The sequence below is a fragment of the Burkholderia sp. LMU1-1-1.1 genome, assembly GCF_040675865.1.
GTDB lineage: Bacteria > Pseudomonadota > Gammaproteobacteria > Burkholderiales > Burkholderiaceae_D > Rugamonas.
Genome location: NZ_JBEGHG010000028.1, coordinates 1 through 10,512 on the forward strand (window position 1 = coordinate 1; position 10,512 = coordinate 10,512).

11 protein-coding genes and 1 pseudogene are annotated in these 10,512 nt (G+C 66.5%); 10 read left to right on the top strand and 2 right to left on the bottom strand.

Features of this window, described 5'->3' with window-relative positions:
* The 3 genes from MRBLMU1_RS21395 to MRBLMU1_RS21405 all read left to right on the top strand — a co-directional run.
* Positions 1-970: flagellar hook-length control protein FliK (locus MRBLMU1_RS21395; protein WP_363505438.1), on the top strand; the 970-nt coding region annotated here is incomplete at its 5' end.
* Positions 960-1,292: an EscU/YscU/HrcU family type III secretion system export apparatus switch protein gene (locus MRBLMU1_RS21400; RefSeq protein WP_363505441.1), complete on the top strand. Its 333-nt coding sequence runs from the start codon at positions 960-962 to the stop codon at positions 1,290-1,292. The genes MRBLMU1_RS21395 and MRBLMU1_RS21400, both read left to right, overlap by 11 nt.
* A gap of 11 nt (positions 1,293-1,303) precedes the next feature.
* Positions 1,304-2,062, top strand: coding sequence for a flagellar brake protein (locus MRBLMU1_RS21405; protein ID WP_363505444.1), 759 nt, complete (start codon positions 1,304-1,306; stop codon positions 2,060-2,062).
* A gap of 11 nt (positions 2,063-2,073) precedes the next feature.
* On the opposite strand, the gene MRBLMU1_RS21410 is transcribed toward MRBLMU1_RS21405, so the two are convergent.
* Positions 2,074-3,036 (bottom strand): GlxA family transcriptional regulator, encoded by a 963-nt coding sequence (locus MRBLMU1_RS21410; protein WP_363505447.1) that lies wholly within the window; start codon positions 3,034-3,036, stop codon positions 2,074-2,076.
* A gap of 98 nt (positions 3,037-3,134) precedes the next feature.
* On the opposite strand from MRBLMU1_RS21410, the gene MRBLMU1_RS21415 reads away from it, so the two are divergent.
* Positions 3,135-3,761 (top strand): cysteine hydrolase family protein, encoded by a 627-nt coding sequence (locus tag MRBLMU1_RS21415; RefSeq protein ID WP_363505450.1) that lies wholly within the window; start codon positions 3,135-3,137, stop codon positions 3,759-3,761.
* Between the two features lie 75 nt (positions 3,762-3,836).
* Here MRBLMU1_RS21415 and fliE read toward each other — a convergent pair whose 3' ends face one another.
* The gene (gene fliE / locus MRBLMU1_RS21420) at positions 3,837-4,181 is read right to left on the bottom strand and encodes a flagellar hook-basal body complex protein FliE (protein WP_315218652.1); all 345 of its coding nucleotides are present in this window, start codon (positions 4,179-4,181) and stop codon (positions 3,837-3,839) included.
* 235 nt (positions 4,182-4,416) lie between these two features.
* Between fliE and fliF the strand changes: the two genes are divergently transcribed.
* The 6 genes and pseudogenes from fliF to MRBLMU1_RS21450 all read left to right on the top strand — a co-directional run.
* Positions 4,417-6,165 carry a flagellar basal-body MS-ring/collar protein FliF gene (gene fliF, locus MRBLMU1_RS21425; RefSeq protein ID WP_363505453.1) on the top strand — a complete coding sequence of 583 codons (1,749 nt, stop codon included), beginning with the start codon at positions 4,417-4,419 and terminating at the stop codon, positions 6,163-6,165.
* On the top strand, positions 6,158-7,156 hold the full coding sequence (gene fliG / locus MRBLMU1_RS21430; RefSeq protein ID WP_090322347.1) for a flagellar motor switch protein FliG: 999 nt from the start codon (positions 6,158-6,160) through the stop codon (positions 7,154-7,156). Before fliF ends, fliG begins: the two co-directional genes overlap by 8 nt.
* The gene (locus tag MRBLMU1_RS21435; protein ID WP_363505456.1) at positions 7,149-7,904 is read left to right on the top strand and encodes a flagellar assembly protein FliH; all 756 of its coding nucleotides are present in this window, start codon (positions 7,149-7,151) and stop codon (positions 7,902-7,904) included. Before fliG ends, MRBLMU1_RS21435 begins: the two co-directional genes overlap by 8 nt.
* A gap of 1 nt (position 7,905) precedes the next feature.
* Entirely contained in the window at positions 7,906-9,345 is a 1,440-nt protein-coding gene (gene fliI, locus MRBLMU1_RS21440) for a flagellar protein export ATPase FliI (RefSeq protein WP_363505459.1), read from the top strand.
* A 36-nt stretch (positions 9,346-9,381) separates the two neighbouring features.
* Positions 9,382-9,822 carry a flagellar export protein FliJ gene (fliJ, locus tag MRBLMU1_RS21445; protein WP_090322363.1) on the top strand — a complete coding sequence of 147 codons (441 nt, stop codon included), beginning with the start codon at positions 9,382-9,384 and terminating at the stop codon, positions 9,820-9,822.
* 36 nt (positions 9,823-9,858) lie between these two features.
* A pseudogene (locus tag MRBLMU1_RS21450) lies at positions 9,859-10,512 on the top strand (flagellar hook-length control protein FliK); the annotation flags it as partial.

Genomic DNA, 10,512 nt, shown 5'->3' on the forward strand with positions numbered 1-10,512 from the left:
GTCCACGGCGACGCGGCCCGGCGCCGAGGCGGCCCAGGCCGCCACGCAGGGGAAACCCGCCGACGCCGGGCCGGCCGGCCCGGCGGGACGTCCATTGCCGACGGCCGCCGCCGCGCAAGCGGCATCAGCCACCGGCACGCCGCTGCCCGCCGACGCCGTCAAGCCGCAGAGCCTGGCGGCCACGCTGCTGGGCAAGGCGCCATTGACGCCGTCGAGCGAACTGCCCGAACTCGACCACACCACGCCGCAATCGACCTTGAGCAGCACCGCGCGCGTGCTGACCACTGTGCTGACGGCGGCCCAGGGCGGCCAGATGGCGCAACTGGCGCTGATCGGCAAGACGGCGCTGTTCGGCAACAGCCTGCCGGCCACCGACGAACTGGCGCAAAAACTGCAGGACACCATCTCCAAGAGCGGCCTGTTCTACGAATCGCATGTGACCGAATGGGTCAAGGGCGAGCGCAGCTTGCCCGAACTGATGCGCGAGCCGCAGATGCAGCGCATGGCGCAAGGCGGCGAGAACGCCGCCGCGCGCGCAGCCGCCAACGGCCCCGACCTGACGGCCGCCCAGATGATCAACCAGCAACTGCACACCCACGAACAGGGCCGCGTCCAGTGGCAGGGCGAGGCCTGGCCGGGCCAGCCGATGCAGTGGGACGTGCGGCGCGAACAGCGCGAAGGCGGCAAGCAGAATGGCGGCGCCGACGACGAGACGCCGGAACAGATCTGGCGCAGCGGCGTGCGCTTCCGCTTTCCGCTGCTGGGCGAGGTGTCGGCCTCGGTCACCTTGATCGGCGGCCAGGTCCACATCCAGGTGCAGGCCGGCAGCGACGGCACCGCCGACACGCTGCGCACCCAGGCCGGCCGGCTGGAGCGGGCGATGGAGGCGGCCGGCGCTCCGCTGTCGTCGCTGCTGATCACGCGGCAGAATGATGGCGAAGTCGGCCCCGGAGGCGGCAATGGCGGATGACACCCCACGCCGGCCGCTGCAGCAGGCGGTGGCCCTGGCCTACCAGGAAGGCGCGCCGGCGCCCAAGGTCGTGGCCAAGGGACGCGGCCTGGTGGCCGAGCAGATCATCGGCGTCGCCAAGGAGGCCGGCGTGTTCATCCACGAGTCGAAGGAACTTGTGTCTTTGCTCATGGATGTGGATTTAGATCAACAAATTCCGCCCACGCTCTATCGTACGATTGCGGAACTATTGGCGTGGCTATATTATATTGAATCAGCGCAAAAGTCCGGCTTGCCGCTTCCCGAAGCGCCGGACACCAGCCTCCCACTCACCGAAATTTGACGCCGGCCCAGATGTATCCACACTTTCAGGATGTCGAATTGGAAAACTGGCATGACTATGAAATCGAGTCCCGCAAGGAGATCGTATCCCTGCTGCGTGGCATCGGTGACAAAAACCAGTTGATCCGCATGTTGATCAAGGGCGAATCCGACGTCTGCGTCACCTCCATCCTCGACGTCGACGACCAGCTCGACACGGTCGTGCTCGACAGTTCGATCGACAAGGAGCAAAACCAGCGCATCCTGAGCTCGCAGCGGCTGTCGTTCGAGACCACGCTCGACAAGGTCCGCATCCTGTTCGCCGCCGAGCGGATCGAAGCCACCGTATTCGAGGGCAATCCGGCCTTCAAGATCGCCGTGCCGCCGACCCTGATCCGCCTGCAGCGGCGCGAGTATTACCGCATCGCCACGCCGGTGACCAATCCGGTGCGCGTGGTCATCGCGCTGCCGGAGGAACTGGGCGGCAGCACCACCTTCCCGCTGGCCGACATCAGCTGCGGCGGCATCGCCATCCTCGACAACAAGATGATCCTGGGCGACGCCATCGGCAAGGAATACCCGAACTGCCGCATCGACCTGCCGGAGATCGGCCAGGTCACCACCGCGCTGCAGGTGCGCAATTCGCTCGACCTGACCCTGCTCAACAACAAGACCAACCGCCGCCTCGGCTGCGAGTTCGTCAACATCCAGCGCAGCACCCTGGCCTACGTGCAGCGCTACATCACCAAGCTCGAACGCGAACGCAACGCCCGCATCGCCGGCATGATGTAGTCAGCGGCGTGTCAGCGGCGGTAAGCGCCCCGGTAGGCCGACGGCGAGGTCTGCAACACCGCGCGGAAATGCTGCCGCAACGACAACGCCGAGCCGAACCCCGCCTCCTGCGCCACCACCTCGATCGACGCGTCGCCGCTTTCGAGCATCCATTGCGCATGCGCCAGCCGCTGGCCCAGCAACCACTGCTTGAACGAGGTGCCGGTGGCCTGGCGGAAATGACGCGTGAAGTTGCGCCGGCTCATGGCGGCCCGTTCCGCCAGCGCGTCGATGCTGTGGGGCTGCTCCAGGCGCCGCGTGACCCATTCCAGCACGTCGGCGAAGCGGCCATCGCTGCTGGAGACCGGCAACGGCCGCTCGATGAACTGCGCCTGGCCGCCCTGCCGGTGCGGCGCGATCACCAGTTGGCGGGCCACGCGGTTGGCGGCATCGGCGCCGCGCAGCTGGCGCAGCAAATGCAGGCAGCAATCGAGGCCGGCCGCGACGCCGGCCGACGTCAGCACCTGGCCGGCGTCGACGTACAACACGTCGGGATCGACATCGACCTTGGGATAGCGCTCGGCCAGCAGGGCGGCGCACTGCCAGTGGGTGGACGCGGTTTTACCGTCCAGCAGGCCGGCCTCGGCCAGCGGAAACGCCCCCAGGCACAGCCCCACCACGCGGGCGCCGCGCGCATGGGCGGCGCGCAAGGCCGCCAGCAGCGCGGGCGGCGCCGCCCGGCAATCGTTGTGCCATGAAGGCATGATGACGATATCGGCGTCGTCGAGCGCGCGCAGGTCGTGGTCCGTGGCGATGGCGAAGCCGGCGGAAGTGCGCAGCGGCGTGCCGTCCGCCGCGCAGACGCGCACGTCGAAACCGGCCGGCCCTCGGTCCTGGCCCGCTTCGAACACCAGGCACGGCACGGACAGATGGAAAGGCGTGATGCCGCCGTAGGCGATCACGGCGACGCTGGTGGGGCGGTCGGAAGTGTTCATGGCCCGATTGTACCGCAACAGTGCCTTCGGGCCACTGGTCGGGGCCGGCGCATCACCCGACAATGGACATCATCATCCACCACCCAAAGGAATCCACCATGTCCACCACCCCTTGCCGCGCGCTGCTCGTCATCGACGTGCAAAACGAGTACTTCACCGGCCAGTTGCCGATCGAATTCCCGCCAGTGTCGACCTCGCTGCCGAATATCACGCTGGCGATGGACGGCGCCACGGCGACGGGCATCCCGGTGATCACGGTGCAGCACGACGCGCCCGCCGGGTCCCCGGTATTCGCCGCCGGTTCCCAGGCGTGGCAACTGCACCCGGAAGTGGCCGGCCGCCACGCCGACCACCATATCAATAAGCAAGCTTCGAGCGCGTTCGCCGGCACCGACCTGGCGCAATGGCTCAAGGACAAGCGGATCGACACGCTGACGATCGCCGGCTATATGACGCACAACTGCGACGCGGCAACGATCTACCATGCGGCGCACGACGGTCTGACGGTGGAGTTTCTGGCCGATGCGACCGGCTCGCTGCCCTACAAGAACGCGGCGGGCTCGGTCAGCGCGGAGGAGATACACAGGGTCTACAGCACGGTGTTCCACTCGAACTTCGCGGCGGTGACCACCACCGCCAACTGGCTAAAAGCCGTGCAAGAAGGCCAACCAATCGAGCGCGACAACATCTACGCCTCCAATCAGCGCGCCCGAAACCAAGACTGAAACAACTCCGGGGGTCTTGGAGCCGCCAACGGCCCAGCCCGTGTAGAAATGGTGGACCTGACCCCGGAGTTGGGGTTAGACCTGCATATTCATGATCTCGTGATACGACGAGACCAGCTTGTTGCGCACCTGGATCGTCGCCTGGAAGTTGATGCTGGCCTTTTGCATGGCGATCATCGTGTCCGACAGGCTGACGCTGTCGTCGCCCATGGCGAAGCGCTTGCCCATGTCGGCCGCCTTGACCTGGCTGGCGTTGACCGCCGCCAGCGACTTTTCCAAAGCGTCCGAGAACTGCGCCTTGGGCACGGCCGGCGCCTCGGTCTGGATCACCGGCGGCGTCAGGCTCGGGCGCGTGGCGTGCGCCTTCAACTGGGCGATCATGGCCTGGATCTGGCTGCTGTCGATGCCACCTGTTTTCATTTGATGCTCCTATCTGTTGCTGCCGCGAAACAAATTCCACGACATGGCCGAGCCCGGCGTTACAATACGGAACGGCTCTATCAGTCCTGCCAGAATACCAAGCCCGGCGCAACGGCACAGGGACGAGCAAGACGGTAAAGGGCGCTCTATTCCAAGCATTAAATTTCCGGACGACAAGCAATAATCTGTTCTGCCCTCCCCCATTTCAGACCCAGTTACCCGGAACCCAACCATCATGGCCGCAGCCGAAGCAATCGACAACGACACAGCAGCCCCGCCAGCACCCGGCGACGACGGTGCGGAACGGCTGCCCTTTATCCGGACCCCGATGGGCCGCAACTTCATGCGCGCGGCCGCCGCCGCCGCGGTCGTGGCGATCCTGATCGGCCTGTACATGTGGAACAAACCGCCCGATTACGGCGTGCTGTTCTCCAACTTCACCGACCGCGACGGCGGTGCCATCACGGCCGAGCTGGACAAACTGAACATCAAGCACAAGTTCTCGGAGAACGGCGCCGCCATCCTGGTGCCGACCGAGCAGGTCCACGACGCCCGCCTGAAACTGGCCGCGCAAGGCTTGCCCAAGGGCGGCAACGTCGGCTTCGAGCTGATGGAGAACCAGAAGCTGGGCGTATCCCAGTTCCTCGAACAGGTCAACTACCAGCGCGCGCTCGAAGGCGAGCTGGCGCGCTCGATCCAGTCCTTGGCCGCCGTCGAGAACGCCCGCGTCCACCTGGCGCTGCCGAAACCGTCCGTGTTCGTGCGCGACCAGCAAAAACCGACCGCGTCGGTCCTGCTGACCCTGCACCCGAACCGCATGCTCGACCCGGCCCAGACCGCCGCCATCGTCCACCTGGTCGCCTCCAGCGTGCCGGAACTGATGCCGGCCAACGTCACCGTCGTCGACCAGGCCGGCAACCTGATCTCGGACCAGAACAAGAACGGCAACGGCGGCCTGAACGCCAAGAACATGGATGAAACCCAGCTCAAGTATGTCAAGGACATGCAGCTGCAGGTCATCAAGCAGGTCGAATCGATCATCATCCCCATCGTCGGCGAAGGCAATGTGCGCGCCGAGGCGACCGCCGACGTCGATTTCTCGAAGGTCGAGCAGGCCGCCGAAACCTACAAGCCGAACTCGCCGCCGGCGGCGTCGGCCATCCGCAGCCAGCAAAGCAGCGAGACCAGCGGCGACGCCAACGTCAATCCGGGCGGCATCCCGGGCGCGCTGTCGAACCAGCCGCCGGGCACCGCCACCGCCCCGCTCGACCAGGCCGTCGCCAACGGCCCCAACGCGCCGGCGCCGGGCACGCCGCCGGGCGGCGTCAACGCCAACGCCACCGGTCCGAAGCACAAGGAATCGACCACCAATTATGAAGTCGACAAGACCGTGCGCTACGAGACGCGCGGCATGGGCGGCCTGCGCCGCATGACGGTGGCCGTTGTGGTCAATTACAAACGCATCGTCGACAAGGACGGCAAAGTCACCATTAAAGCCTATACTCCTGAAGAGATGTCCAAGATCAACGACCTGGTCAAGCAGGCGATGGGCTACAACCAGGACCGGGGCGACGCCGTCAGCGTGGCCAACTCGCCGTTCGACGGCGTCGACCGTCCGTTCGAGCCGGCCCTCGACTGGTGGCGCGATCCGGCCAACCTGCCGATGGCCAAGGACCTGGCCAAGTTCCTGATCACCGCGCTGATCCTGCTGTACATCGTGCTGCGCATCGTGCGGCCGATGATGCGCCCGGTCTTCAAGAAGATCGACGAGATCAACGCGCCGGAGCCGGAGCCGGAAGAGCCGGAGGAAGTCGTCGAGGAAGGTCCCGACGAGGCCCTCATCGCCGAGGAAGAGCTGCGCAAGATGGAAGAGAACACCGTCAAGACTTACCGCGAAAACCTGGCGATGGCGAAAAAACTCGCCGTCGAGGACCCACGCATCGTTGCCAACGTGATCAAGGAATGGATAGGCGCAAATGACTGAGAATACCGGACTCCAAAAAGCCGCCATCCTGATGCTGGCGATGGGCGAGAGCGAAGCGGCCGAAGTGATGAAATACCTCGGCCCGCGCGAAGTGCTGAAACTCGGCGCGGCCATGGCGACCATGAAGAACGTGCCGCACGAGGAAGTGGTCGGCACCCTCGACAACTTCCGCGAGATGGTCGCGGCCGCCTCCACCGTCGGCCTCGATTCGGACGAATACATCCGCCAGGTGCTGACCAAGGCGCTGGGCGACGACAAGGCCTCGGTGCTGCTGTCGCGCATCCTGGGCGGCAAGGACGCCTCCGGCATCGAGTCGCTCAAGTGGATGGATTCGCAATCCGTGGCCGAACTGATCCGCAACGAGCACCCGCAGATCATCGCCACCATCCTGGTCCACCTGGAGCGCGACCAGGCCTGCGAAATCCTCAGCCACTTCACCGACCGCCTGCGCAACGACGCCGTGCTGCGCATCGCCACCCTGGACGGCGTGCAGCCGGCCGCGCTGCGCGAGTTGAACGACGTGCTGACCAAGCTGTTGTCCGGTAACGAGAACATCAAGAAATCGTCGCTGGGCGGCGTGCGCACGGCCGCCGAGATCCTCAACTTCATGAGCGGCGAGCAGGAAGGTTCGGTGATGGACAACATCAAGAACTACGACAACGACATGGCGCAGAAGATCATGGACGAGATGTTCGTGTTCGACAACCTGATCGACATCGACGACCGCGGCATCCAGCTGCTGCTGCGCGAAGTGCAGTCCGAAATGCTGATCATCGCGCTCAAGGGCGCGTCGCAGGAATTGCGCGACAAGATCTTCAAGAACATGTCGGCGCGCGCCAGCGAAATGATGCGCGAGGACCTGGAATCGAAAGGACCGGTGCGCCTGTCCGAAGTCGAAACCCAGCAGAAGCAGATCCTGCAAATCGTGCGCCGCCTGGCAGACGAAGGCCAGATCGTGTTAGGCGGCAAAGGCGAGGATTCGTTTGTCTAATTTGCCCAAAGAGCAGCAAACCGCATTCCAGCGCTGGGAAATGCGCTCGTTCGGCGACGAGCGCCCGAGCGTCGTGGCGCTGCGCGACGCCGAGCAGCGCGAGCGCGACGCCGAGAACGCCCGCGTCGAGGCCGAGCAGCGCGTGCAGGAGGCGCTGCTGGAGCAGCAGGAGCTGGTCGAGATCGGCCCGCCGCTGCCGCCGCCGCTCGAATACCCGACCGTCGAGGAACTCGAACACATCCGCGAAGAGGCGCGCCAGTCCGGCTACGAGGAAGGCCACGCGGCCGGCCACGCCGACGCCCTCGCCGCCGGCGAAATCGCCACCAAGGAAGAACTGCAACAGATGCGCGCGCTGGCCGACGGCTTCAGCGGCGCGCTGCGCGACGCCGACCAGTTGATCGCCAACGACGTGCTGGACCTGGCGCTGCAGCTGGCCAAGGGCATGCTCAAGAACGCGCTGCAGGTCAAGCCGGAGCTGGTGCTGCCGATCGTGCGCGACGCCATCGACTACCTGCCGGCGTTGCAGCAGCCGGCGCAACTGCACCTGCATCCGGACGACGCCGTCATCGTGCGCGCCGCCATCGGCGAGGAGCTCGACAAGGGGGGCTGGCGCGTGATCGAGGACGCCAACGTCGGACGCGGCGGCTGCAAGGTCGATACCGCCAGCAACCAGATCGACGCCACCGCCGCCGCGCGCTGGCAACGCCTGAGCCACGCGCTGGGCAAAGAAGTCGATTGGCTGGACTGACATGAACGCCGCCCGCGACAAAAACCCCAACGCCGCGGCCTCCCCCGCCAGCCCCGGCACCCACGCCGGCCGCTGGAAATCCTATCTGGGCGACTGCGGCGCGCTGGTCGGCTTCGTCGAACCGATGCAAATCTCCGGCCGCGTCACGCGCGTGGCCGGCCTGGTCATGGAGGCGGTCGGCCTGCGCCTGGCCGTCGGCGCCGCCTGCACCGTGCCGCTGCCCGGCGGCGGCAAGATCGAGGCCGAAGTGGTCGGCTTCGAGGGCGACCGCCTGTTCCTGATGCCGCAAAGCGACGTCGAGGGCGTGGTGCCCGGCACCCGCGTGTTCCCGGTCGAACCGGCCATTCCCAAGCCGGGCACCGTGGCGCATCCGCGCCGCCGGCCCAGCGACCGCGCGCGCCACCTGCCGGTCGGCCCGGAACTGCTGGGCCGCGTGCTCGACGGCGCCGGCCGCGTGCTCGACAACCTCGGCCCGCTCAACGCCTCCGACAGCGCGCCGATCAACACCCGCCCCGCCAACCCGCTCGGCCGCGCGCCCATCGTCGACACGCTCGACGTCGGCGTGCGCTCGATCAACGCCATGCTGACCGTCGGCCGTGGCCAGCGCATGGGCCTGTTCGCCGGCTCCGGCGTCGGCAAGTCCGTCCTGCTGGGCATGATGGCGCGCTACACCGAGGCCGATGTCATCGTCGTCGGCCTGATCGGCGAACGCGGACGCGAGGTCAAGGAATTCATCGAACAGATCCTCGGGCCCGAGGGCCTGGCGCGCTCGGTGGTCGTGGCGGCGCCGGCCGACACGCCGCCACTGATGCGCCTGCAAGGCGCGGCCTACGCCACCGCCATCGCCGAGCACTTCCGCGACAAGGGCCAGAACGTGCTCTTGATCATGGATTCGCTGACCCGCTACGCCATGGCGCAACGCGAGATCGCGCTGGCCATCGGCGAGCCGCCGGCCACCAAGGGTTATCCGCCGTCGGTTTTCGCCAAGCTGCCGGTGCTGGTCGAACGGGCCGGCAACGGCGAGGTCGGCGGCGGCTCGATCACCGCCTTCTACACCGTGCTGACCGAGGGCGACGATCAACAAGACCCGATCGCCGACTCGGCGCGCGCGATTTTGGACGGCCACATCGTGCTCAACCGCCGCCTGGCCGAGTCGGGCCACTACCCGGCCATCGACATCGAGCAATCGATCAGCCGGGCCATGCACTCGATCACCACGCACGAGCACCAGCAGCGCGCCCGCCACCTGAAACAGTTGTTTTCGCGCTACGAGCGCAGCCGCGACCTGATCAGCGTCGGCGCCTACGCGCCCGGCACCGACCCGGTATTGGACCAGGCTATCGTGCTGCACGATCGGATAGAAAACTTCCTGCAACAACAGATCACCGAACGGGTCACCATGGATGAGAGTTTGGGCCAACTTACCTCTCTGTTCGACTGATGGACGCGGCACGCCGCCCCCTATAATTGATTCACTATGGCATCCAAAGCGCAACTTGAAACATTGATCGACCTGGCCCGCCGGGAAACCGACGATGCGGCCAAGCGGCTGGGCGCGTCCCTGAAGGCAGTCGACGAGGCCACGCAGAAGCACCAGATGCTGGTCGGCTACCGCGACGAATACGTCAAACGCTTCGAGGAAGCGCAGGCGGCCGGCATCACGCCCATGGCCTACCGCAATTTCCAGGCTTTCATGGAAAAGCTGGACGTGGCGGTCAAAGGCCAGCTGGAGATGATACGGCACGCCGAATACCGCGCCGACCAGGAAAAAGCCGCGTGGCAGACCGCCGAGCGCAAGCGCATGTCCTACTCCACCTTGAACGAGCGGGCGGACGCCGAGGCGCTGAAGCTGGAAAACAAGCGCGACCAGAAGCAGATGGACGAACACGCGGCACGACAGGCTTATTACAAGCGTTGACCTAAATTAGTTGAACCCTACCGACACGGCGCGATCATGCAAACCTCCAATCTCCAACTTCCGACGCTGAACGCCAACGCGGTCTCGGCACCCAAGGCCAATCTGAACCTGGGCGCGGGCGGCGACAACAACGCTTTCAAGCAGGCGCTGTCGCGCGAGATGGATCAACGCCAGGCCAACAACGGTAACATGGTCGCCAAGACGCCGGACCGCCCGGCGCCCGCGTCGCGCCCGTCGGCGCCGAAACAGACCGCGCCGGCCAAACCGGCCCAGCCACAAAACCAGCAGGCCGACGCCGCCGACAAAACCGCCCAGCCGGCCGGCCGAAGCGAAACGACAACGGCCGCCGCCGCGACGGCCCCGGCTAAGGCCACCACCGGCGACAGCGGCGCCGATGGCGCCAGCGACAGCGCGACCAGCGACGCCCAGGCCGCCAAATCGGCCGATCCGGTCGCCGATATGCTGGCCCTGGTGGCCGCGTTCAATCAACCGCCCGCCCCGGCCGCCAGCGCCACCACCGATGCCTCGGCCGCGATAGGCGGCAACACCGGCGCCAGCGCCGCCGCGCTTGCCGCCGAAGCGGCCGCCGCCGCTGCGGAATTGGCCGCCGCCAAAGCCGGCGATGCCGCCACCGGCGCGGACGCCGACGCCTTGGCCGCCGCCGCCGACCCGGCCAAAGCCGCCGACGCC